The sequence below is a fragment of the Chloroflexus aurantiacus J-10-fl genome, from assembly GCF_000018865.1.
In the GTDB taxonomy this organism is placed as follows: Bacteria; Chloroflexota; Chloroflexia; order Chloroflexales; family Chloroflexaceae; genus Chloroflexus; species Chloroflexus aurantiacus.
In genome coordinates this window covers 1,183,811-1,209,390 of record NC_010175.1, presented here as the reverse complement: position 1 = coordinate 1,209,390, position 25,580 = coordinate 1,183,811, and the positions used below count along the sequence as shown (strand labels likewise).

At 58.8% G+C, this 25,580-nt stretch carries 10 protein-coding genes; 7 read left to right on the top strand and 3 right to left on the bottom strand.

Features of this window, described 5'->3' with window-relative positions:
• Positions 1-21: 21 nt before the first annotated feature.
• From CAUR_RS04580 to CAUR_RS04555, 6 genes are all read left to right on the top strand, one after another.
• The gene (locus CAUR_RS04580) at positions 22-1,422 is read left to right on the top strand and encodes a sensor histidine kinase (RefSeq protein ID WP_012256764.1); all 1,401 of its coding nucleotides are present in this window, start codon (positions 22-24) and stop codon (positions 1,420-1,422) included.
• 583 nt (positions 1,423-2,005) lie between these two features.
• The gene (gene rpoB / locus CAUR_RS04575) at positions 2,006-5,689 is read left to right on the top strand and encodes a DNA-directed RNA polymerase subunit beta (protein WP_012256763.1); all 3,684 of its coding nucleotides are present in this window, start codon (positions 2,006-2,008) and stop codon (positions 5,687-5,689) included.
• A 296-nt stretch (positions 5,690-5,985) separates the two neighbouring features.
• Complete coding sequence (rpoC, locus tag CAUR_RS04570; protein ID WP_012256762.1) at positions 5,986-10,497, top strand: DNA-directed RNA polymerase subunit beta'; 4,512 nt, start codon at positions 5,986-5,988, stop codon at positions 10,495-10,497.
• Between the two features lie 99 nt (positions 10,498-10,596).
• On the top strand, positions 10,597-12,564 hold the full coding sequence (locus tag CAUR_RS04565; protein ID WP_012256761.1) for a glycosyltransferase family 39 protein: 1,968 nt from the start codon (positions 10,597-10,599) through the stop codon (positions 12,562-12,564).
• Between the two features lie 87 nt (positions 12,565-12,651).
• The gene (locus tag CAUR_RS04560; RefSeq protein WP_012256760.1) at positions 12,652-12,930 is read left to right on the top strand and encodes an Lrp/AsnC family transcriptional regulator; all 279 of its coding nucleotides are present in this window, start codon (positions 12,652-12,654) and stop codon (positions 12,928-12,930) included.
• Positions 12,931-13,088: 158 nt separating this feature from the next.
• Entirely contained in the window at positions 13,089-13,619 is a 531-nt protein-coding gene (locus CAUR_RS04555) for a single-stranded DNA-binding protein (protein WP_012256759.1), read from the top strand.
• A 4,066-nt stretch (positions 13,620-17,685) separates the two neighbouring features.
• On the opposite strand, the gene CAUR_RS04550 is transcribed toward CAUR_RS04555, so the two are convergent.
• Entirely contained in the window at positions 17,686-19,929 is a 2,244-nt protein-coding gene (locus CAUR_RS04550; protein ID WP_012256758.1) for a 6-phosphofructokinase, read from the bottom strand.
• A 277-nt stretch (positions 19,930-20,206) separates the two neighbouring features.
• Between CAUR_RS04550 and CAUR_RS04545 the strand changes: the two genes are divergently transcribed.
• Positions 20,207-22,393 (top strand): heavy metal translocating P-type ATPase, encoded by a 2,187-nt coding sequence (locus tag CAUR_RS04545; RefSeq protein WP_012256757.1) that lies wholly within the window; start codon positions 20,207-20,209, stop codon positions 22,391-22,393.
• Between the two features lie 443 nt (positions 22,394-22,836).
• On the opposite strand, the gene CAUR_RS04540 is transcribed toward CAUR_RS04545, so the two are convergent.
• Positions 22,837-24,183 carry a M20 family metallopeptidase gene (locus tag CAUR_RS04540; protein ID WP_012256756.1) on the bottom strand — a complete coding sequence of 449 codons (1,347 nt, stop codon included), beginning with the start codon at positions 24,181-24,183 and terminating at the stop codon, positions 22,837-22,839.
• A gap of 54 nt (positions 24,184-24,237) precedes the next feature.
• Positions 24,238-25,347, bottom strand: a complete 1,110-nt coding sequence (locus CAUR_RS04535) for a glycosyltransferase (RefSeq protein WP_012256755.1) — start codon at positions 25,345-25,347, stop codon at positions 24,238-24,240.
• Between the last annotated feature and the right edge of the window lie 233 nt (positions 25,348-25,580).

Below are 25,580 nucleotides of genomic sequence, written 5' to 3'. Positions count from 1 at the left end.
CGATGCTCATTGAGGTGCGATATGCGCCCGCCTCGCCTCTTCAACCTGATGCTCACCGCCTTCGCCCTGGTCATCGTGCTCGGTATCAGCGGGATGGCACTTGCGTTCTGGCTGGTCGTGGGCCAGAGCAACCCCGAACAGATGCGCTGGATGGAGGCCGAGGCAGCCGCACGTACTCAGGCCGCTCAGCTTGCCGCCTACTATCAGCGTGTCGGTTCGTGGCGCGGGGTTGAACGTCAGTTGGGGCCACTTCCCCAGGGCTTCGGGAGTATTGAAGGAGCAGTATCTCTGCTCGACGAGAACGGGCGTGTCGTAGCCGGTCGCCGGCGTCCGATGATCTTGCGTGGTAACGAAGCTGTACTGCGTATACCGATTGTTGTCAATAATCAGCAAGTCGGCACTCTGGTAATCTCGGTGATAGATACCGATGAAGCTTTTCCGGTTGGCAACCTGAACCGCCGCCCGCTCTTGCTGGGTATGCTCAGTGCCGGAGCCGGACTGATGGCGGTCCTACTGGTGCTGGCAGCAATCTTCTCGCGTCAGATCAGCACCCCCTTGCGCCAGATCAGCGCAGCGGCCCACGCTATTGCTGACGGGGATCATAGCAGCCGGGTACAAACCGCCAATGTGCGCGAACTGGCCGATCTCTCTGCCAGCTTCAACCGTATGGCCGAGGCGTTGCAACAAGCCGATCAGCAACGTCGCCAGCTTACCGCCGATATTGCGCACGAATTGCGCACGCCACTCTCGATCATCAAAGGTCGTCTCGAAGGGATTCAAGATGGCGTGTACGAAGCTGACGCCGAACAGATTGAGGCACTCCTGACCGAGGTGGCCCTGCTTGAACGCCTCATCAACGATCTCCATCTGCTGGCCCTGGCCGATGCCGGTCAACTGCCTCTCTACCGCGAAGTCGTATCGCCGCAGATGCTGGTCAACGAAGCGATCCGCTCATTCACCCCCGCAGCCAACGAGCGCAATGTGCGGCTGAGCGCTACGATTGACGACAATCTCCCTGACATTGAAGTCGATCCCCAGCGTATCGCCCAGGTGCTGGGCAATCTCATCGGAAATGCGCTCCGCCACACCCCGGCGGGCGGAGAGGTGATCGTAAGCGCCCACCGTGATGAGAGCGGCATTCGTTTCGAGGTGCGTGATACCGGCGCCGGCATTGATCCTGCCGACTTACCGTACATCTTCGACCGCTTCTACAAGGCAGATCGGGCCCGCAGTCGGAGCAGCGGCGGTGCCGGTCTGGGGCTGGCAATTGCTCGCCGTCTGGTCGAAGCGCACGGCGGCCAGATTTGGGCAACCAGTGCATTACAGCAGGGTACAACGGTGAGTTTCCGGTTGCCGGTATCACCAACTGCACCTGAACCGGCGAACCAACTATCTACAGGAGCACTGCTCAACAACATTTGACATACCTGCTCAATCGTAACAAAAAACCTGACCTGAATCGGCAGCATCCTTTGGCACGTCTGATATACTGCTCACGTTTATCGCGACGTCTCCCAAACATCCTCTCCACCACACATCAGCAAGTTGCCCATCAGACCACGCAGTGGGTGGTGCTGTTGGCGACACTAACATCCTTACCTTACTTCCAACCAGGTCTGCGTTCCCGTGCTTCAAATATCCACCTCTTCCCCACGAGCAATCGCCTCGGTGGCATTTGAACCGTTTACCACCCTTTCCCCATTGAATCGTGCTATACTACTAGCAACAGCAAGAATCCCGTGCTGATAAAAAGAGCTTGCTCTTTTCGCAAATCCGTGGTATCATTGTCTTTCGCGATCTGTATATGCGCCGTATTGATACAGCGTAATGGTGGGTAGTCCCCGTGTGGGGCACAACAAGACGTAAACAAACAACGTGCCGTGTCAGTCCGCCTGCGGCCCGCTGATGGGTAGCGCTGCAGGTTGGCTATTTATGTTTTTTCGATCATTGATCGCCACGCAAGGTCGTGTGCTGAACCGTAAGCGTGATACAGAGAGAGGTGCGTATGCCCCCGTTGATTGAGAGCGTGGTTCTTCAGCCATTGATCGCCCCGATCGACCCGGGCGCCGATGGGCGTCGGTCGCGCCGGATTGAACGCCGCTCCTTCGCCCGGATCAAGGATGCTATCGATCTGCCGTTACTGATTGAAACTCAGCTCAAGAGTTTTGAGTGGTTCAAGCGAGAGGGGCTGCGCGAACTCTTTGATGAGATTTCGCCTATCACCGACTTTACCGGCAAAAATCTTGAACTCCACTTCCGCGATTATACCTTTGGTGAGCCGCGCTACGATGAGTTCGAGTGTCGTGAACGCGATTTGACCTACGCCGCTCCGCTGCGCGTGCGGGTTGAATTGCGTATCCTGACCACCGGTGAGATTAAAGAGTCGGAGATCTTTCTTGGTGATTTCCCGATCATGACCGATAACGGTACCTTTGTCTACAATGGTGCTGAACGGGTCGTGGTCTCACAGTTGATCCGCTCTCCCGGCGTCTATTTCAAAGATGAGAAGGAACCAACCAGTGGTCGCTCGCTTCACACTGCCAAGCTGATCCCCAATCGTGGTGCCTGGCTCGAATTTGAGACCAATAAGCGCGATGTGATCAGCGTTAAGGTCGATCGCAAGCGTAAGATTCCCGTGACCATCCTGCTGCGTGCAATTACCGCCTGGATTGCCGAGGAGAATGGGAATGGACGCTGGGTGCCGGATAATGAACTCGATAAGTTCGGTCACAATGACCAGATTATCGAGTTGTTCCGTCACGTCGATACAGTGCCAGAGCACCCATACATCCATGCCACGCTCGATAAAGACCCTTCGCGCAATGCCAAGGAAGCTTTGCTCGAATTGTACAAGCGGCTCCGTCCCGGCGATCCGCCTACGCTTGAGAATGCCCGCTCGCTGATCGAGTCACTGCTCTTCAGCCCTCGCCGCTACGATCTGGCAAAGGTGGGGCGCTACAAGCTGAATAAGAATCTCTGGGAACGTGATGTCCGTCGCGATGGTGCCAAAGCACCCGATTTGAGTGTGCGGGTGTTGTTGCCACGTGACATCTTCCGCATTGTCGAGCAGCTCATTCTGCTTAACAATGGTCATGGGCGGCCCGATGATATTGACCATCTCGGCAACCGGCGCGTGCGCACGGTCGGTGAACTGATCCAACAGCAGTTCCGGGTTGGTTTGCTGCGCCTTGAGCGTGTTGTCAAGGAACGCATGTCGTTGCAAGACCCGGCAAGCGCAACGCCGAATGGTCTGATCAATATTCGCCCGGTCGTTGCGGCAATGCGCGAATTCTTCGGTGGCTCGCAGTTGAGCCAGTTTATGGATCAGACCAATCCGCTCGCCGAGTTGACCAACAAGCGCCGTTTGTCGGCACTTGGCCCCGGCGGTCTCTCGCGTGATCGAGCCGGTTTTGAAGTGCGTGACGTGCACCACTCGCACTATGGCCGCATCTGTCCGGTTGAGACACCGGAAGGTCCGAACATCGGTCTGATCGGCACGATGTCTACCTTCGCCCGCGTCAACGAGATGGGCTTTCTCGAAACACCGTACCGCAAGGTGTACAACAGTGTAGATAATGTCCAGGTCTGGAAAGAAAAGGGTATTCTGCTGCGCGACGTGCGTGATCTGCGCACCGGCGACCTAATTGCCGCCAAGGGCACCCGGGTGAACGATGAGATCGCTCGCCAGATTACGATTGGCCTGCTGCGCGGTCAGATTCTGCGTGAAGACATCGTCGATCCCGATACTGATGAGCTGATTGCCGAGGCAGGTACCGAGATCAACCGTGCGCTGGCTGAACGGATTGTTGAGCTGCCGATCAAGCATATCAAGATCCGCCCGGTTGTTTCGCAAGAGGTCGATTACCTGAGTGCCGATGAAGAGGACCGTTTCGTCATCGTGCAGGCGAACGCGCCCCTCGACCAGCATAACCGCTTCCTCGATACGATTGTCTCGTGCCGCTTTGGTGAAGACTTCGTGAGTGAGCGGGTTGAGCGGGTCGATTATATGGACGTGTCGCCAAAACAGGTGGTGAGTGTCTCGACATCGCTGATCCCCTTCCTCGAGCACGATGACGCCAACCGTGCGCTGATGGGTTCAAACATGCAGCGGCAGGCTGTGCCCTTGCTCCGCCCCGATGCCCCAATCGTCGGTACCGGGATGGAGTATCGTGCGGCTCGCGATAGCGGTCAGGTTATTGTGGCCCGGCGCGATGGTGTTGTCGTGAGCACAACCAGCGAACGGATTGTGATTGAGGAAGACGACGGAAATCAAACTGAGTATCGTCTGCGCAAGTTTATGCGCAGCAACCAGGACACCTGTATCAATCAGCGGCCAGCGGTTGTTCGTGGGCAACGGGTGAAGGCTGGTGATGTTATTGCCGATAGCTCGAGCACCGATCAGGGTGAGCTGGCTCTTGGTCAGAACGTTCTGGTCGCCTACATGCCCTGGGAAGGCGGTAACTTCGAGGACGCGATCCTGGTCAGTGAGCGGCTGGTTCGCGAAGACATCTTCACCTCGATCCATATCGAGAAGTATGAGGTTGAAGCCCGTGATACCAAGCTCGGCCCCGAAGAGATTACCCGCGATATTCCCAACGTTGGTCAGGAGAGTCTGCGTAATCTCGATGAACGCGGCATTATCTACATCGGCGCCGAAGTTCAACCCAACGATATTCTGGTCGGTAAAATCACCCCGAAGGGCGAAACCGATCTGACTGCTGAAGAGCGTCTGCTGCGCGCTATCTTTGGTGAGAAGGCCCGTGAAGTAAAAGATAGCTCGCTGCGCGTGCCAAACGGGGTGCGCGGTAAGGTGATTGACGTTAAGGTCTTCTCGCGGAGTGAAGGCGCCGAATTGCCGGTTGGCGTCAATCAGACGGTGCGCGTGCTCCTGTGTCAGAAGCGGAAGATTAGCGCCGGTGACAAGATGGCCGGTCGCCACGGCAACAAGGGTGTTGTGTCACGGGTATTGCCCATCGAGGATATGCCCTTCCTCCCCGACGGACGACCGGTAGACATTATTCTCAACCCGATCGGTGTGCCGTCACGTATGAATATCGGTCAGATCCTCGAAACGCACCTGGGTTGGGCCGCTGCTCGCCTCGGCTTCCGCGTAGCAACCCCTGTCTTCGATGGTGCCCACGAGGATCAGATCAAAGACCTGCTCGTGCAGGCCGGATTGCCCGCCGATGGTAAGGTGACACTCTACGACGGTCGGACTGGCGAGAGGTTCGATAACCCGGTGACGGTGGGCTATGCCTATATGCTCAAGCTCGCTCACCTGGTCGAAGACAAGATTCACGCCCGTTCAACCGGTCCCTACAGCCTGGTTACCCAGCAGCCGCTGGGTGGGAAGGCCCAATTCGGTGGTCAGCGCTTCGGCGAAATGGAGGTCTGGGCACTCGAAGCATACGGTGCAGCCTACACGTTGCAAGAGATGTTGACGGTGAAGTCCGACGATGTTGTCGGTCGGGTCAAGACCTACGAAGCCATTGTGAAGGGTGAACCAATCCAGGAGGCAGGTGTTCCCGAGAGCTTCAAGGTGCTGATTAAGGAATTGCAGAGCCTTGGCCTGAGCGTCGAAGTGTTGAGCGCCGACGAGAAGCCGGTTGAGCTGAGCGATGATCTCGACAGCGACATCGGTGCTCTCGAAGGAATTAACCTGAGTGGTATGGAACGCGGCGAGTTCTAGCATCGCTCGCTTTGACCCGTTGGCACAGGCTTCCTCTCGTTCCGATCAAGAGAACGGGGAATCTGGTACACGAAGGGCCGGTATTCAGGCTGGGTGACAACTCGATCTGACGGTTGATACATACCTGGTACCCGGCCCTTCACCGAACAAATGTCTGTTTGGTGAATAGCTTTTCTCACCGAACGACAGGCGCATAGACGACGGCAGCTAACTCAGTTGTGCGCTGATGTGGTTGATTGAACCACAAGAAGCGTCTGGAGACTGGCGGAATTCTCCCGCTACAGGAGTAAGCCCACATGCTGGAAATTAACGACTTCAACGCCATTCGGATTAGCCTCGCCTCACCCGAAGACATCCGATCGTGGTCGCACGGCGAAGTCACGAAGCCTGAAACTATCAACTATCGCACGCTCAAACCTGAACGTGATGGTTTGTTCTGCGAACGCATTTTCGGCCCAACCAAGGACTGGGAATGCTTCTGTGGTAAGTACAAACGTGTGCGCTACAAAGGTGTGGTCTGCGACAAATGTGGTGTCGAAGTTACTCGCTCGAAGGTACGCCGCGAGCGTATGGGCCACATCAACCTGGCCTCACCGGTCAGCCATATCTGGTTCGTCAAAGGAACGCCGTCACGGCTTGGTCTTTTACTCGACATCTCGCCACGCAACCTTGAGCGCGTGCTCTACTTCGCTTCGTACATCATTGTCGAAGTGAAAGAAGATATGCTCCAGGTTGCCCGTGAGATGATCCAGGAAGAGTATGCCGCTCGTCGCCAGAAGATACAGAAGCAGGCTGAGGAGAAGCGCATCGAGCTAAGCACTCAGTTGACGCAAGACCTTGGCGGGATGGAGACGGCCCAACGGAGCACCCAGCGCCAGATTGAAGAAGAGTATCGCCGTCTGCGTGATGAGATCGCCAGCGAGGCCGAACAACTCCGTGAGCGGTTAGAGGAACTCAGTGGTACGCTGGCCGATGAGGATATTCTCTTCCGTGGCGTCACCGTCGTTGAAGAGGGTGAACCGATCAACGAAAACACCCTTGACCAGCTCGACGAGCTGGTTGAGCAGGAGCTTGAGGTGCTCGAAGAGCGGCGCCGGCGCGATCTGGCCGATGCTGAGTTGCTCACCGATGCCGAGCGTGAGCGCAAAGCCTACGAGGCGACCCAGGAGCAAGAGCGACTGCAAGAGCGACTCCAGCGCGAACTCGATCATCTCATGCGCGAGGAGAAGGAGAAGCTCGAACAACTTGACACGCTCAAAGTTGGACGGATTATCACCGAAACTGAGTATCGCCAGTTGCGCGACATCGCTCCCGGTGTCTTCCGCGCCGATATGGGTGCCGGTGCGGTGCGGGAATTGATCGAAAAGACGGTCAATCTCGACAAACTGGCCGAAGAATTGCAGGCCGAGATTCAGTCCTCGCAGGGACAACGGCGGAAGAAGGCTACCAAGCGTCTGCGCGTGGTGGAGGCGTTCCGCAAGAGTGGTAATCGTCCCGAATGGATGATCCTTACCGTGCTGCCGGTGATTCCGCCCGATCTGCGCCCGATGGTGCAGCTCGACGGTGGCCGCTTTGCGACCAGCGATCTGAACGATCTCTATCGCCGGGTGATCAACCGGAATAACCGCTTGAAGCGCCTGATTGAACTCAACGCGCCGGAAATCATCGTGCGCAACGAGAAGCGCATGCTGCAAGAGGCGGTTGATGCGCTGATTGATAATGGTCGTCGCGGTCGGGCCGTGAGCGGTAAAGGCAAGCACCGCCTGAAGAGCCTGAGCGATATGCTCAAGGGTAAGCAGGGTCGCTTCCGCCAGAACCTGCTCGGTAAGCGCGTTGACTATTCGGGCCGCTCGGTGATCGTGGTCGGGCCGAACCTGCAACTACACCAGTGTGGTCTGCCCAAGAAGATGGCGCTTGAGCTGTTTAAGCCCTTTGTGATGCGCCGCCTTGTCGAGCGTGGCGTAGCTCATAATATCAAGAACGCCAAGCGCGCTGTCGAGCGTGTGCGCCCCGAAGTGTGGGACGCCCTCGAAGAGGTGATTAAAGACTATCTGGTGCTGCTCAATCGTGCACCATCGCTGCACCGGCTCTCAATTCAAGCGTTCGAGGCCAAACTGATCGAAGGATCGGCCATTCAGCTCCATCCGCTCGTCTGTGCCGCCTTCAACGCTGACTTCGACGGTGACCAGATGGCGGTACACGTACCGCTGTCGCGCAAAGCTCAGGAAGAGGCGCGCACGCGGATGCTGAGCAAGTATAACCTGCTTAGCCCGGCCCACGGTGAACCGATCATCACCCCCTCGCAAGACATCGTGTTAGGGTGCTACTACCTGACCATGGTGCGTGACGGTGCAAAGGGATCGGGGAAGCGCTTCTCCTCCATCGACGAGGCGATGCTGGCTTACGAGAAGCATCTACTCGACATCCAGGCCCCGATCTGGATTCGGATGACCGGAACGCTGTCGGGTAAGAGTGATCGCCCGGTGCGCGAGCTACCCCTGGCTGCTGACGGCACGCCGCGCATGCTGATCGAAACCACGATTGGGCGTATTCTGCTCAATAATGAATTGCAACCGCCATTGCGTTTCCGCAACCGCCTGATCGACAAGAAAGGGCTGAAGGAGATCATCGCCGATTGCTATCAGTACTACACCAATCTGCGCAATCTGAGCGAAGATCAGCTCAATGAAGTACGGGCTTCCCACGGCAACAAGCACGTGCAGGAACTGGCCCGTATCTACGGCTCGGAGATGACTGCTCAGCAGGCCGACCGCATCAAGGCGCTCGGTTTCCGCTATGCTACGTTGGGCGGTATGACGATTGGTATCGAAGATATTGAAGTACCGGCCAAGAAATACGATATCGTTCGTGAAGCCGAGCAGTTGGTGGCCGATGTTGAAAAGCAGTTCCGTCGCGGTCTGATTACCGAAGAGGAACGGTATCAAGAGGTTGTGCGTATCTGGCAAGAGGCTACCAAGCAGACCATTCAGGCGGTTAAGGAAAACCTCAATCCCTTTGGCCCGGTGGCGATGATGTCCACCTCCGGCGCTCGTGGTAACATCAACCAGATCTCGCAGATGGCCGGTATGCGTGGCCTGATGTCAGACCCGACCGGTCGGATTATCGAGCTGCCGATTAAAGCCAACTTCCGCGAAGGCCTCTCGGTGCTCGACTACTTCGTCTCGACCCACGGTGTTCGCAAAGGTCTGGCCGACACCGCACTCCGTACCGCTGACGCCGGTTATCTGACCCGCCGATTGGTTGATGTGGCCCAGGATGTCATCATCACCATCGAAGACTGTGGTACCGAAGAGGGATTGTGGCTCCACGGTGCCGATGATGATGAGCTGATGGAGAAGCTCCAGGTACGCATGTTGGGTCGTATCCTGGCCGCGCCGATCTATCACAAAGAGACTGGTGAACTGATTGCCGACCGCAACACCGAGATCGACGAAGAGCTGGCTACTGCTATTCTGGCCAGCGGTCAGGAGTCGGTCTTCGTTCGCTCACCGCTCAGTTGTCAGGCCGAACATGGTCTCTGCCGGCTGTGCTACGGGCGCAACCTGGCAACCGGCAAGCTGGTCGAGATCGGCGAAGCAGTTGGGATTATTGCTGCCCAGTCGATTGGTGAGCCGGGCACCCAGCTTACGCTGCGCACCTTCCACACCGGTGGTGTTGCGTCAGCCGACGACATCACGCAGGGTCTGCCGCGTGTGCAGGAGATTTTCGAGGCCAGAGTACCGAAGGGCAAAGCACTCCTGGCCGAGATTGACGGTGTCGTCCAGATTGTGCGTGACGAAGAGGGTGTCCGTACCATTCGCATCGTCTCAACCGATGTTTACACCGATGAATACCCGCTTGGTCGCGGCTTCAGCCCAACCATCAACCACGAGAGCGAGGTGTATGAAGGGCAGGTTATCGCCGAAGGGCCGGGTGGTGCTCAGATCGTAACCCGTCTGACCGGCAAAGCCTTCATTCAAGGCGACCGGATCATCGTCAGCCAGGAAGATCACCAGGAACGTGAACTGGTGGTACCGCACAATGCCCGCATCCGGGTAGAAAACGGTGAGCGGGTGATGGCCGGTCAGCAACTAACCGACGGTAGTGCGAATCCGCAAGAGCTGCTCGAACTGCAAGGCCGCGAGGCGGTGCAGCGCTATCTGGTCAATGAAGCGCAAAAGGTCTACCGCTCACAAGGCGTTAACATCAACGACAAACACATCGAGGTCATTGTACGGCAGATGTTGCGCCGGGTGCGGATTGAAGACCCAGGCGATACCGGTCTCTTGCCGGGTGAGCTGATCGATAGCGCCGAGTTCCGCCGTCTCAACAACGACATTGTCAGCCAGGGTGGCGATCCGGCAACTGCGGCGACGATGCTGCTCGGTATCACCAAAGCCTCGCTCAACACCGACAGCTTCCTGGCTGCCGCCTCCTTCCAGGAGACAACGCGAGTGCTGACCGATGCCGCCATTCAGGGTAAGGTTGACTACCTGCGTGGTCTGAAGGAGAATGTCGTCATCGGGAAACTCATTCCTGCCGGTACCGGGATCGAGAAGCGGATCGAACGTCCGCACGAGGATCTGATCGGCGAGATGGCTCGCATGCTCGAAGAATCGCAGCAGGCGGAAGAAGCCCCCGCCGAGACCCGGCGAGCGACACCATTGCCGACGCCAAATGGGAACAAAGCCCCAGAAAGCGACAACGACGCACTCTTACGGGCACGACTGGAAGAGTTGCTGAGTGGTGATGGCGATAACGATCAGAGTGATGCTGAGGAAGAAGATAACGACTTGCCGGCATTCTAGATCTGGTTGACAGGTGATGGCAGAGCCGCGAAGTGCATTTCTGGTATGCGCTTCGCGGCTTTGTTCATGAGAGCGACTTGAAAAGCATCTGACGCTCATATGAAAGCACTACGCGACACCATCCAACAGTGGCTCGCTCAGGAATGGCAGGCACTGCACGCGCCAATCCTCTGGATGGGAATAGGCATGATCATTATCGTTGCCACCATCTCTGCCCAGTTACCTCATCAACACGTGATTGATGTTGGGTTGGAAGAAGGTGTTGGTAACGCTGATCTGCCATTTTTACGCGATTTCAACACCCCCGAAGAGGGTGTGCTTGGCAACTTTCGTTGGAGTGGTGGTAACTCGAAAATCTTCGTCCCGCTATCTGGCAACCGACCAGCTCTGATCGAACTTCGTTGGCTGCCATTGAGCGAGTCGATTAGCGCACAGGCACCAACTAGGGTTGAGGTCTGGAGCGATCAACAACTGATTGCTGAATTACCGGTCAGTGCGCTTGGCAGCCGGCAATGGTTATACATACCGGCAACCGGTGATGGTCACCTGTACCTGCGGCTGGTGAGTGATGTGTTTCAGCCAGCGCAAGATCCGCGTCAACTCGGTCTGCCGCTCGAACGGATCGTGATAGCAGTAGTTCCCGGTGGCTGGGGCTGGCCGGTGTTACCGCCACTCTTGTGGTGGATGGGGGCAATAGTACTGGGCTGGCTCATCCTGCACCGCACCCTGTCACAATGGGCCGGGTATGGATTAGCGATAGGGGTCAGTGCAGTCAGCCTTGCGCTTATCCTCGATCCGGCACGGTGGGCGTTCGGCGCAGAAGCGGCCTTTATCGCATTGGCCCTCACCTATCCGTTAACTCTGGCAGTACAGGCCGGGCTGCGTGCGCTCGCCATCGGCGAGGCCGGGTCGTCACTCAGTGCTATCGTAGCAGTTGCCTTTGCAACCCGGATCGGCGGACGCTTCTACCCGGCCAGTATGCCCGGCGATATTGGCTTCCATACCAATCGCTTTCATGAAGCGTTGGGTGGGTTTATCACGATTATCTCAAAGAATCGGGGAATTGATTTTCCGTATCCACCGGGGCCGTACCTCTTGCTGGCGCCGGCTCGCGTATTAGGTCTTGAAACTCCGCTCCTCTTACAAATTGGGGCAGCCCTGGCTGACAGCCTGAGTGCGATCCTGATCTACCTGATTGCCCGCCGTGTCCTCCCTTCGCGACCGGCAGTGCTGGCAGCCGCAATCTATGTATTTACCGCCGCAACGTACCTCACCACCTGGTGGTCTTTTGACACTCATATTATCACCCAAAGCCTCTACCTGCTCTTGATTTGGGGAGTTATTCGAGCATGGGAAGAGTGGCAGGCCGGTCAATGCTACCGTGAATGGATAGTGGGTCTGGCAGCATTGAGTGCGATGGTCTTTCTCGGTCATTTTGGGTTTTTGATTAGTAGTGGTGCCTTACTGGGAATGCTACTTGGCATCGTCTGGTCGGCTGGCTGGTTGAATGCCCCGTGGGCACAGCGTGTTTGCCGTCCACTAACGATGGCTATCGCTGGCGGAGCGATCTTTGCGATTGTCTTCTTCTACAGCGCTTACCTGCCGATGTTCCTGGCCCAACTGGACACAGCACGCAGTGGTGGCTTAACTGCCGTTGCCGGACGACCACCAATTAGTCGAGCTGCTCTCTGGAACACCCTCTGGCAGGCCGGCCTGATTGCCCACTATGGATTCTTCCCGATCCCGTTTGCCATAGGTGGCCTCTGGCTGTTGTATCGGCGGCAGGGCTGGCAAATCACGACTGGACTGATGGGACTGAGTTTCGTTGTTGCGCTCATCTTCGCTATTCTGCCCTTTATCACCCAAATCTCCAACAGTCCTCGCTACCTGATGGCTCTCGGTTGGGTGGTAGCAACCGGCTGTGCTGCCGCTTGCGATGCCCTCTGGCGTCGAGGGTGGGCAGGACGGCTCAGCGTTCTCGCTGCTGGCTTACTGGTCATGCTCAACACACTCTGGTACTGGTTAACACCCATGCTTTGGCGTGCCCGACCACCTGAACCTTTTTAGGCCAGTATCGACGACAGCAGCACGTACAGGTAGAATCTGGTATCATTAGCTTACCTGTCCTCGGATCCGTCATTCAGGAGTGCGCTCATGGTCACTGCCTTCGTATTTATCACCTGTGAACCACAACGCATCAGCGATATTGCCCAGGAAGTCGCCGAACTTCCCAACGTCGCCGAAGTCTACTCCGTCACCGGTGACTACGACATCATCGCGGTGCTGCGGGTCAACGCTTACGAATCGCTTGATGAAGCTGTTCCTGGTGGTATCGCCCGTATTCCTGGTGTGCGCCACACCACAACCGTGCTCGCGTTCCGCCGCTACTCACGGCGTGACCTTGAAGCCGGTTTCGATATTGGCCTGTCGTAACAACATCACAAATCTGTCACATGATTGCAATGCTATGCTCTTGACGATGCGACAGAGCATATGCTATAATTCGCACAATAGTTCGAGATCGTGCGGGAAAGCTCTCGCTCGGTTCGGTACAGTTGGGACGATAACACACGAGTAACGAGGAGGGTATCATGGCGAAGGATTTGAACAAGGTTCAATTGACAGGCCATCTCGGCGCTGATCCTGAGATGCGTTACACCGCACAGGGAAGCGCAGTTACCACATTCCGGGTGGCGAGCAACCGCACGTGGCGCGATAAAGACGGCAATACACACGAAGAGACCGAGTGGTTCCGCGTCGTCGCATGGGACAAGCTCGGTGAAATCTGCAATCAATACCTCACCAAAGGTACCCGTGTTTACGTCGAGGGTCGCCTTCAGACCCGCAAGTGGACGGATCGCGATGGGCAGGATCGCTATACGACTGAGGTGATCGCCCAGGATATGATCATTCTCTCCCCCAAAGGTGAGCGTGGGCCAATACCTGATGCTGAACCGGCATACGACGAGCCAATGGACGAGCCGGTGCGGCGGACACCGCCACCGGTACCACCCACACCTTCACGTTCGGCAACCAGTGCTCCTTCTACCCGACCACCGGTTAGCCGTGCCCCTGCTCGCAATCAGCCGCAACCTATCGAAGACGAAGATATTCCCTTCTAGTGCTAGTCTCTGATGCATACGCGGGTGAGGATAATCTCACCCGCGTTGTCGCATCATTTGCAGCCAGCACATTGCCGGTGACGCTAGAGTAGCGGCGTGTGATACCAAGTCTTAACCGATAACTCAAGTTGCTACCTTTGTCACCACAGAGGCACGGAGAACACAGCGGATGGTTATAGCCTGAGTTGCTGTCGTGAGGCGTGGCGTAGCGCGTCGATAGGAATTGGATGCTCCCCACGTCGTTCAGGCAGGTACGCCGCACGGTGGTACGCGCAACGTCGTGCTGTTCATCCTGGCAATCAGCCTCCGTAGCCTGCTCATAGCATAGGTGGCAACTTGGGTTAACCGATACTGTTCATCGTTGCCGAGGCTACCAATAGTTGTTGGCACCACAGGGATGGCTAGATGCCTCTCCCCGTGGGGGGGCAAGGTTGGACAGAATTTGTGAGCGTATATAGGAGATAGGGCTTGGAGATGTCATGAACACCCTCACCTCCGGCTTCCTCCTATGCATTACCCACAACTCGGATATTGCTTGGCCCACGTGCGGGATCGGGGCCGGCGTGTCGGCGGGTTGAAACCCTGCCTCAATTCGTGGAAGGCCGGCAGGGCTGACCTGCCGGCGGGGAGCAGGTGTCAGTCGCACGTATGGATAGACCCGGCGGGGCGTGCAGGTCGTGAGGGAGGGCGTCAGCCTACCTGACCGGCAGGGCTGACCGCGCGGAGGGAAGGGGGCTGAGCGTGCTCAACGGTAGCCCGGCAGGGGGCGGAAACGGTGTGGTGAAGGGCAGCGAGGGGAAGGGTTGGCGGGTTTTTGCGCCGGCGGGTTAATGGAGCGGCGGGTTGGCACGGATTGGCGGGTTGCAACCCTGCCTCAATTCGTGGAAGGCCGGCAGGGCTGCCTGGCGGCGGGGAGCAGGTGTCAGGCGCACGCATGGATAGGCCCCGGCGGGGTGTGCAGGTCGTGAGGGAGGGCGTCAGCCTACCTGACCGACAGGGCTGAGCGTGCTCAACGGTAGCCCGGCGGGGGTCGGAAACGGTGTGGTGAAGGGCAGCGAGGGGAAGGGTTGACGGGTTTCTGCGCCGGTGGGTTAATGGAGCGGCGGGTTGGCACGGATCGGCGGGTTGAAACCCTGCCTCAATTCGTGGAAGGCCGGCAGGGCTGCCTGGCGGCGGGGAGCAGGTGTCAGGCGCACGTATGGATAGCCCCGGCGGGGTGTGCAGGTCGTGAGGGAGGGCGTCAGCCTACCTGACCGACAGGGCTGAGCGTGCTCAACGGTAGCCCGGCGGGGGTCGGAAACGGTGTGGTGAAGGGCAGCGAGGGGAAGGGTTGACGGGTTTCTGCGCCGGCGGGTTAATGGAGCGGCGGGTTGGCACGGATCGGCGGGTTGAAACCCTGCCTCCCTTCGTGGAAGCCTCTCCGGGGCTGACCTGCCGGCGGGGAGCAGGTGTCAGGCGCACGTATGGATAGCCCCGGCGGGGCGTGCAGGTCGTGAGGGAGGGCGTCAGCCTACCTGACCGACAGGGCTGAGCGTACTCAACGGTAGCCCGGCAGGGGGCGGAAACGGTGTGGTGAAGGGCAGCGAGGGGAAGGGTTGGCGGGTTTTTGCGCCGGCGGGTTAATGGAGCGGCGGGTTGGCACGGATCGGCGGGTTGAAACCCTGCCACCCTTCGTGGAAGCCTCTCCGGGGCTGACCTGCCGGCGGGGAGCAGGTGTCAGGCGCACGTATGGATAGACCCGGCGGGGCGTGCAGGTCGTGAGGGAGGGTGTCAGCCTACCTGACCGACAGGGCTGAGCGTGCTCAACGGTAGCCCGGCAGGGGGCGGAAACGGTGTGGTGAAGGGCAGCGAGGGGAAGGGTTGACGGGTTTCTGCGCCGGTGGGTTAATGGAGCGGCGGGTTGGCACGGATTGGCGGGTTGAAACCCTGCCACCCTTCGTGGAAGCCTCTCCGGGGCTGACCTGCCGGCGGGGAGCAGGTGTCAGGCGCACGTATGGATAGACCCGGCGGGGCGTGCAGGTCGTGAGGGAGGGCGTCAGCCTACCTGACCGGCAGGGCTGAGCGTGCTCAACGGTAGCCCGGCGGGGGGCGGAAACGGTGTGGTGAAGGGCAGCGAGGGGAAGGGTTGACGGGTTTCTGCGCCGGTGGGTTAATGGAGCGGCGGGTTGGCACGGATTGGCGGGTTGAAACCCTGCCACCCTTCGTGGAAGCCTCTCCGGGGCTGACCTGCCGGCGGGGAGCAGGTGTCAGGCGCACGTATGGATAGACCCGGCGGGGCGTGCAGGTCGTGAGGGAGGGCGTCAGCCCGCACGACCGCAGGGCTGGCCGCACGGTGCGGAGGGGGTGCCGGACGTGCTGCTGGATCGCCCTGGCAGGGCGTGCCGTTGGCGAGGGGGCACAGATCGGCGGGTTGGGTGGGGCAGCGGGGGACGTTGCGCCAGCCCGTGAAGCAGGCTTCCTGCCTGCGCATCATCGGCGACGGCCAGCACCTGACGGCAGTGGCGGGGATGGCTGCACACGGGCTGGAAACCCGTGTCACGGGAACGGTATTGATGTTGTGCTGATAATGCAGCAGGACGCTGAGGAGTGCGTGACCACTTGGATGGAGTGCGTGACGAATGATGCACCGTATTCATCACGATGTGATATGAGGTGTCATACCGGTTACTGGGTGATATGTGGGTAATGAAAAGCGCGGCGTGGAAGAAGTGAGATGAGAGTGCTGTGCTGGCGCTTCCTGATGCGGTAGAAGTTGTATTCCCTCGTATTTCCTGCCTGTCCTTGCAGCATCACGGGCGAGGGGCGATGAGAGGGCTGTGCTGGCGCTTCCTGATGCGGTAGAAGCGGTGCCGGCTTATATTTTCAGTCTGTCTCTGAACTCGCCGGAACGGAAGAACGTTCCCACCCCTGTCCGCCCCCGCTGGAGGCGGATGTGAACGGTGCAGGGTGAGTCAGTAGGGCACGCAGTTCCAGGTGATGGGTGAGCCGGAGGATCGCGCGCGCAGGGGATATACGTAGGCACCGTGGTGCAGCGCCTATGTCCAATCTTGACTGACAATGTGCATCGCTCAGGTTGTTGCGCCCATGCTGAAGCTCCACGAAGCACGCCCCTGGCGGGCCGCTGGTGGGTCGTTGCAGGTGTACTGACTGGTTTACGTGCCGTTACGTTCAGGGGCAATGTCAAGGTGGTGCCTGGACGCGGGTCACGCTTGCGTTGTTCTCAGATACGACACGCCCTCACCCCGGTCCGCTCCCGCTGGGGGTGGATGTGAACGGTTCAGGGTGGGTCAGCAGGGTGTGCGGCTCCAGGCGGTGGGCGAGCCGGAGGCTCGTGCTCCCAGGGGATACCAGCACTTACGCACCGCAGTGCAGCGTCAGAGTGACGTTGGAGGGTGTGCGGCTCCAGGCGGTGGGCGAGCCGGAGGTTCGTGCTCCCAGGGGATACCAGCACTTACGCACCGCAGTGCAGCGTCAGAGTGACGTTGGAGGGTGTGCGGCTCCAGGTGGTGGGCGAGCCGGAGGCTCGTGCTCCCAGGGGATACCAGCACTTACGCACCGCAGTGCAGCGTCAGAGTGACGTTGGATAGTGTTTCATGACTTCCATTAAACTGGATTTGATATAAATCTTACGCGCAGAGGTGCAGCGTTTCGGGGTGTCGCCGTGCTGAACAGCTATCGGCGAGCCTCTGTTGGGTCGTTACCGGTGCGGAGCGCTGGTTCAAAACGTTCGTGCTCAGAGGCAGCGCCAGCGTGATATGTCTCTGCTCGCAAGGTTTGGACAGCCTGGTACAGCCTGATGTAGCGGTATGGGGTAGGGAACGGTGTGACGTCCCCTACCACAGCAATCACGCTAGCTCTTGTTCAGCGATGTGCATCATTCCGGGGGGCCCGTGCTAAGCAGCCACCGGGTGTGCTACCGGCAAGCCCCTATTGGGTCGTTGCAGGTGCAGAGTGCTGGTTCAATATCACGCTCAGGTTCGGCATCAGGCTCATTTTCGGATCGTGTGCCAAGCCTTCTGTGGCACCAGATTTGATATTCATCATTGCCGGGCCAGCGCACCTGCTATTACTTCCCGCTCTCAACGGTAGGTGATGGCGGCGTCGTGAGCAAATCGGTCATTTGCCGCAAAGACATCCACCACTGCTCTCGCGGACGGGCATGCACCGGATCCATCAGGCGTGGCATATCGTCGAGCTGATGTATCTGGACTTTACCGCCCCGATAGCCGATGAACGCCCCGATTGGTTCGCGACGGTCAGCGTGCTCGACCAGGAACTCGATACAGCGCACGGCCAGACGGGTAGCCTGAATACGGTCGAACGGCGAAGGATCACCTCCCTGCTGCAAATGACCGAGAATCGCCTGCCGTACCTCGAATAGCTTACCACCCTCTTCTTCAAACAACGAGCAGATGAACGAGGTGGTGTAGATCGGATTCGCTTTTTCATTGCGAATGATCAAACTCAGGCGCTTACCAGCACGAAACCAGCGCATCATCTCGTCGAGATCGGCTTGCAATTTGCGCAGGCTGATGCCTTCTTCGGGGAGGTAGACCCGCTCGGCGCCGGTTGCCAATCCGCTCATCAAGGCCAGATAACCACAGTCACGCCCCATAACTTCGACAATGAAACAGCGCCGTGAAGCCACCGCCGACTGCTTGATCCGATCAATTGCACTGACGATGCTGTTCAATGCGGTATCTGCACCCAGACTCAGCTCAGAACCGGGAAGATTGTTGTCAATCGTTGCCGGCAAGCAGATCATAGGGATGTTGAATGCCGGGAAGATGTGTCGCTCGCTGTACAGCTTGTAGATTGCCTGATACCCGGTCCAACCACCGATCATCAAGATACCGTCAATTCCGAAGCGCTCGATGTTACGGGCAATCTGGTATAGCTCGCTGCCTTGCGGCACCTTGCGATTGGTGCCCAGCTCGGCGCCACCCATCGTTGCCCAACCACTTACGCTCATCCAATCCATTTCGTGGATGTCGCCATCGATCAGTCCCTGAAACCCATTGCGCACACCGAGCATCGTATGGCCGCGGTCAATGCCGATCCGCACCGCTGCCCGTACCGCCGTATTCATTCCCGGTGCCGGGCCGCCACTGTGCAGCACTGCGAAGCGATGCCCGCGCCGTAATCGGTCGGGGGGCGAGGGCTGCGACTGAATGAGGGTGCCGAGGGTGCGGTACGCCTCCACAAAGCTATTGCCCCGCATCGCCAGCGCACGTTCGTAGTCGCGCTGGGCAATCGCCTCGGCAACCTGATGGGTATCGCGGACACAGGTCATCAGTGGTAGACGCACAACCCGATTCTCACGCAACCCGATCAGTTTCGGTTCGGCATTGGGATCGGCTTCCAGTAACTCTTCAACCGCCGTTGCCCCCAATAATGAACTCATCCAGCGATCAAATGCGCTGGGAGCGCCACCACGCTGCACGTGGCCGAGGATGGTCACTCTGGTATCTTCACCCAGACGCTCTTCCAAAATTTTCTTGACATACGAAGCCGTGATTGGTTTCCCGTCGCGATCACACGCCCCTTCGGCTACCACCACAATGCTGTCGCGTCGCCCCTGTTCGCGTCCGATCCGCAGCACATCGCACATATGCTGCTCCCAGTCATCCATTTGGGGAGGCATTTCAGGGATAAATGCCCAGTCTGCGCCACCGGCAATCGCCCCCATCAGCGCCAGGTAGCCACAATTCCGCCCCATCACCTCGATGACAAAGGTACGCTGATGACTGGCCGCCGTCGAGCTGATTGCATCAATCGCCTCGGTGATACGATGCAGCGCCGTGTCGGCACCAATGGTCATATCGGTACCGCAGAAGTCATTGTCGATACTGCCCACAATCCCGGCAATGAGGAGATTGGGATGGGCGGCGGCCTGCTCGCTGCTGATCTCACCAGCTGCGACCAGTTCGGCCAGCAGTTCCGGCCATTCACGACGAAAGAGGTCGGCACCGGTGAGGCTGCCATCACCACCGATCACGACCAGGCGGTCGATCCCGTGGGCCAAGAGATTCGCTGCTGCGCGGCGTCGGCCCTCGCGGGTGCGGAATGCCGCGCTGCGCGCCGTACCAATGATCGTACCGCCACGCTGGATGATGCCGCCAACGGAACTCCAATCCATGCGCCGGATCAATTTTCCACCTTCGATCAGACCCTGATAGCCTTCGTAGATTGCAAAGACTTCACAGCCACGACTGATGCCGGTGCGTACAACAGCCCGTACTGCGGCGTTCATACCCGGCGCATCGCCACCACTGGTTAAGACTCCAATTCGGATCGTTGGATGTGTCATTGTATTCCTCGCCCTCTTGGCGGATAGCGATATGGTTGCATGCGCAAGTATATCACAGGAGCGCGGGGTGAAGAATGCGCAGAGTCTCCATGCCGGACGACGGGTAGAACTCGTGCGTCTTGTTGAGATTATGTATTGAATACAACAGTATTTTCATTGCTGAAAAGTACCAGTAAGACATGGTTTCATTTTCATGCATTCCCCTTGACTCGGCGACAAAATGGCGTAAAATGGAGTCGTAAGCTGAACGTTTTTGTCCTGCTGAGGAATTTCAACCATGAACAAACAGCAGTTTACGATTAGCGGGATGGATTGCCCGGATTGTGCGCGGAAGATTGAACGGGGAGTCGCACGATTGCCGGGTGTGACGACGTGCGAGCTGCATTTTACCACTGCCCGCTTGCACGTAGCCGGTGATGTAGATCCGGCGACAGTGATTGCGCGGGTACGCGATTTGGGGTACGACATTCAGGCTGAGGCCAGCTCCGGCGATGAGTTACCTCCGACGTTTTTACGTTTTATGCTAAGCCGCCGGGAGACCCAACTGGCCTTGATCGGTCTGGTGCTGGTATTGCCGGGGATAGTACTCCACGAAGTGCTCGGTTGGGATGCGTTGTGGATAGAGGTGCTATCGCTGCTGGCGCTGGCACTGGTAGGGCCGGGCATTGCCCGTCAGGCCTGGCGAACACTCCGTACCAACCGTGAGCTGGGGATTGATGCACTGATGACCATCGCTGCCATCGGGGCGGTGGTGATTGGCGCCTATGTTGAAGCCGGGCTGGTGCTGGTGCTCTACGCTATTGGCGAGGCGCTTGAAGGGTATACGGCCAATCGTGCCCGCCACGCTATTCGTAGTCTGCTAGAGCTGACGCCACCGACCGCCACACGGCTGACATCCGGCGGTGAGCAGGTGGTACCGGTTGCCGATTTGCAGGTCGGTGATCGGATTCTGATCCGGCCCGGTGAACGGATACCGGTTGATGGCACGATTGTTGCCGGGAGTTCGCTGGTGAATCAGGCGCCGATCACCGGCGAGAGTCGGCTGGTTGAGCGCGATGTGGGGGATACACTCTTTGCGGGGACGATGAATGGCGAAGGCAGTATTGAGCTGCGTGTTGATCGCCCCGCCGCCGAGAGTGCGGTGGCCCGGATGATCCATCTGGTGCAGGAGGCGCAGGAGCGCCGGGCACCAGTGCAACGGTTTATCGACCGCTTTGCCCGCATCTATACGCCGCTGGTCACTGCGCTGGCAGCGCTGGTTGCAATCGTACCGCCACTCGTGTTCGGGCAACCGTTCTGGAATCCCGATCCGGATACGTTTGGCTGGCTCTACCGTGGTCTGGCACTGCTGGTCGTTGCCTGTCCGTGTGCGCTGGTCATCAGCACGCCGGTCAGTATTGTGAGTGCGCTAAGCACAGCGGCCCGGTATGGGGTGCTGATTAAAGGTGGCGCATACCTGGAGACGCTGGCACGGGTACAGACGATTGCGCTCGATAAGACCGGTACGCTTACGACCGGTAAACCAACCGTGGTCGGTCTGCGAGCCGTTGGTTGTCCAGCAGGCGAGGCGACTCCGGTCGGGCATTGCCGTACCTGCGATGAACTGCTTACTATTGCTGGAGCGGTCGAGCGCCGTTCTGAACATCCCCTTGCCCACGCGATTGTCGGTGCGGCGGTTAATCGTGGTCTTACCCTGCCACCAGCCGAGCAGGTACGGGCGTTGACCGGGAAAGGCGTGGTGGGGGTGGTCAATGGCGATGAAGTCTTGATCGGGAGTCATCGGGTCTTTGATCAGGCGTTGCGTCACGATGAATGGCATTGTCTCGCGGCGAAACACGATAGTCAGCTCGGCTACACGCCCCTGATGGTCGGTGTTGGTGGTCAGTATCGCGGCACGATCACCGTTGCCGATACGGTACGGGCAGAGAGCCGAAGTGCGGTGGCAGCACTCCGTGATCAGGGCTTACGCATCGTGATGCTCACCGGTGATGAGCCGGCGACCGCCGAACGGATTGCCGGTGAGATTGGGGTGTCTGAGGTGCGCGCCGGTCTGTTGCCCGAAACCAAGGCTCAGGTGGTCAGTGCATTACGTCAGTCTGGTGGTGTCGTTGCAATGGTCGGCGACGGGATCAATGATGCGCCGGCCCTGGCAACCGCTGATGTCGGGATTGCGATGGGGGTGCAGGCCGGGGGCACGACGCAGGCTATGGAGACTGCCGATATTACGCTGCTTGGTGGTGATTTGCGGCAGTTGCCGTTTGCAGTAGCACTTAGCCGGCAGACTATGCGCACGATCACGGCGAATATTGTCTTTAGCATTGGGATCAAGCTGATCTTTATCGTTCTGGTGCTGGCCGGTCTCAGCACGATGTGGATGGCCGTTTTGGCTGATGTGGGAGCATCGCTGCTGGTCACGCTGAACGGTATGCGCTTGTTGGGTTTTCGGGCGCGGTTGCCGCAGTAATATCAAATATTGATGGCCATCGATGTCGCGGCTTGGTAAAGGGGGGGCGGTACGCCGCAAGACGACGGTACGGCGGGTTGGTGCAGGTAGCGAGCGCGCCGGGGGCGCACGCTCCCAGTGCGTGCGTTGCAGTAATGCCCCACCCTCACCCGCCCCCGCTGGGGGCGGGAACCAACGATGCCGGATGGCTCCCGCTGGCGGGGGTTGGTGAAGGGGGCGGTACGCCGCTGGACGACGGTACGGCGGGTTGGCGCCGGGGTGAGCGCGCCGGAGGCTCGCGCTTCCAGATTAGTGCTTACACATCGTAGTGTAGCATTCAGGTGACGCCAGAGCGTGTGCTATGACTCCTGGTAAGCCGGATTTAATATGCGACAGCGGGTAAACGCTCTCACCATTGGCAGGGAGGGACGCACAGACGTGCGCCCCTGGAGCGACAGAGATCATTACCCGGCGAAATGTCGGATCAGACTCCCCATCCAATGGATAGCACGCCAGTAGTCGGCGAGCCGGATGTTTTCGTTCGGGGAGTGGACGCGCGTGCCGTGGTAGCCGCAGCCGGCACCACTGGCGACGGGTGTGCCCAATGCTGTACACAGTGGGTAGACCGGCCCGGTACCGGCCATGGTGGGGTAGAGGATGGGTTCGCTGCCGTAGACCTCGCGGGCCGAGGCGAGCGCTGCCTGGACAATCGCTGCATCGAGCGGCCCACGAGCCGGATGTTCCCCACCCAAATCAATAATTTCGATGTCCGCAAAGCCCTCGGCGTCGAGATGCCGGCGCAACTGGTGCAACACTTCAGCCGGCTCCATATCCGGTACCAGGCGAAAGTCGATCTTGGCGCGCGCTTCGTTGGGCAGGACGGTTTTGCTGCCTTCACCGGTGTAACCACTCACCAACCCACAAATCGTACAGGTTGGTTCAAACAGGTGGCGGCGCAGACGATCCAGACCGCGCAGACCATCAAGGAATTCATCCAGACCAAAATCGGCCAATAATTCTTCGTCATTGGTTGGAATGGTGGTCAGAGCGGCCAGATCGGCGGCTGAGGGGGGCCGGACACGGTCGTAGAAGCCAGGGATGCGCACCCGACCATCAGGGCCTTTGAGTGTGTTGAGTGCCCAGGTCAGTCGCCAGGCCGGGTTTGGCACAAAGGTCGCATACGAGGAGTGGAGATCGTAGCTGGCGCCACGGGCCACCAGTTCGACGTATTGAATACCTTTGGCGCCACAGGTTACGACCGGTCGTTCGTTGATGTCAACCCCGCCTGTCTCCCAGAGACAGCCATCGGCGCGGAGGAGGTCGGCATATTCGCGACAGACCGCCGGTAGGGTGCGCGAACTGACCTCTTCTTCGCCTTCAACGGCGAAGATAATGCGGATCGGCAGTTCACCCTCAGTCGCCAGCCACGCCTCAATCGCCTGAATGCGCAGCATCAGGTTGCCCTTGTTGTCGGCAACACCACGTCCGTAGAGCTTACCGTCACGTTCGGTCAATTCAAAGGGCGGACTCTGCCACAACTCAAACGGCTCAGCCGGCTGCACATCGTAGTGGTCGTAGATGAGCAGGGTGCGTGAGCCGTTACCAATCGTGGCGTAGACCATCGGGTTGCCGCCGTCAGCCTGCAAGAGGCGGGTTTCGGCGCCTAACCGACGCAAGCGCTGTTCGACAAAGCTTGCCGTCTCGTCGATGCCACGGTTTTGGGCAGCCACCGAGGGGATACGTACAATGTCGGCCAATTCAGCCAGAAAGCGTGAGCGCTGGCTTTCCACGTAAGCTGCAAAACGTTCCATGAGCTGCTCCAATTGTACAAAAGCGGTTCAGGCAGTCATTATAGCACTGTCATTTCAGGGTGATACTGTCAGCGCCTCGGCATATACCTGCTCGATGCGCGTTACCATATCTGCGAACTGAAATTCGGTGACGGCGCGTTCGCGTCCGGCCAGTCCGAACGCCCGCGCCCGCTCCGGGTTACACCAGAGTTCGGTCAGCGCTGCGGCCAGTGCTGGTGGATCGTCTGGCGGCACTACCAGGCCGGTGCGCCGGTGCGCCGTCACGTAGCTGGTTCCGGTGCCCAGTTCGGTACAGATGACCGGTAAGCCGGCCAGTTGCGCCTCGATTTGCACGATCCCAAACGCCTCACTGCGCGCTACTGAAGGCAATACCAGCACATCGGCCAGCGCGTAGAGAGCACGTAACGTCGCCTGATCAACCTCTCCCAACACATGCACGCGATGGTGAATGCCCAATTCTGTGGCCAGGCGGATGAGATCAGCACCGCGTACCGTGGCATCGCCGCCGGCAATAATCGCGTGCCCGAAGGGTAGCAGGGCCAGGGCACGGATCAGGCGGTCTACACCCTTGTAGTAGCGCAGGCGTCCTACGAACAAGGCATTGGGGCCGGGAAAGCGTTGGCGAAGGGTCGCTACCAGGTGTGGATCGGGCAATGGCAGCGGTGGGATACCGAAGGGCACCACCCGCACACGCTCGCGGTGACGCTGAAGCCATGGCGATGAATGTACCAGCGACGGGCTGGTGGCAATAATCCGGGCCGCCCGGCGCAGGGTACGCTCGATCAGAGGGGCGGTCAGCGTTCCCAGCACCCGTTGCCGCACAATATCGCTGTGGTAGGTGACGACCAGCGGCGATTGCACGGTCAGGAGGGCCAGATCGCCAAACGGGTAGGGGTGGTGAAAATGGATCAGATCGGGGTGCAGGCGCGGTACCTGCCAGAGGAGGGGGAGGCTGATCGGCGCACGGGCCAGGGTTAGCTGGCGTGGGGTTGCCACCAGATCGACACCGTTGCGCTGTGTCCGCCAGCCGCGCCGCCCCGGTGCGGCAAAGACGACCGTTACTCGATGACCACGTGCAGCCAGTGCTTCGCTCAACGACTGGAGATGATGTTCAATGCCACCCTGGATCGGTGGGTAGTCTTTGTAGAATTGCACGATATGCATGGTGTGTATCTTACCAGCTTCGACTGCCTGTTTGTGTATCACCACAGAGGCTGGAATGCTCTGTGTACTCCGTGTCTCTGTGGTTTACCACCAGGGTATGGGTCTACCGCAAGAGCACGGATTGGTGAGTTTACCACAGAGGTATAGATGCAATATTCTCTGTGTACTCCGTGTCTCTGTGGTGAAATACCGTCACACTGTGTACAAGACATAACGCTCTTTACGAATGGCAA

Excerpts from the sequence above, each read along its gene's own strand:
- CAUR_RS04580 (WP_012256764.1), top strand. The coding sequence starts at position 22 with ATGCGCCCGCCTCGCCTCTTCAACCTGATGCTCACCGCCTTCGCCCTG.
- rpoB (WP_012256763.1), top strand. The coding sequence starts at position 2,006 with ATGCCCCCGTTGATTGAGAGCGTGGTTCTTCAGCCATTGATCGCCCCG.
- rpoC (WP_012256762.1), top strand. The coding sequence starts at position 5,986 with ATGCTGGAAATTAACGACTTCAACGCCATTCGGATTAGCCTCGCCTCA.
- CAUR_RS04565 (WP_012256761.1), top strand. The coding sequence starts at position 10,597 with ATGAAAGCACTACGCGACACCATCCAACAGTGGCTCGCTCAGGAATGG.
- CAUR_RS04560 (WP_012256760.1), top strand. The coding sequence starts at position 12,652 with ATGGTCACTGCCTTCGTATTTATCACCTGTGAACCACAACGCATCAGC.
- CAUR_RS04555 (WP_012256759.1), top strand. The coding sequence starts at position 13,089 with ATGGCGAAGGATTTGAACAAGGTTCAATTGACAGGCCATCTCGGCGCT.
- CAUR_RS04550 (WP_012256758.1), bottom strand. The coding sequence starts at position 19,929 with ATGACACATCCAACGATCCGAATTGGAGTCTTAACCAGTGGTGGCGAT.
- CAUR_RS04545 (WP_012256757.1), top strand. The coding sequence starts at position 20,207 with ATGAACAAACAGCAGTTTACGATTAGCGGGATGGATTGCCCGGATTGT.
- CAUR_RS04540 (WP_012256756.1), bottom strand. The coding sequence starts at position 24,183 with ATGGAACGTTTTGCAGCTTACGTGGAAAGCCAGCGCTCACGCTTTCTG.
- CAUR_RS04535 (WP_012256755.1), bottom strand. The coding sequence starts at position 25,347 with ATGCATATCGTGCAATTCTACAAAGACTACCCACCGATCCAGGGTGGC.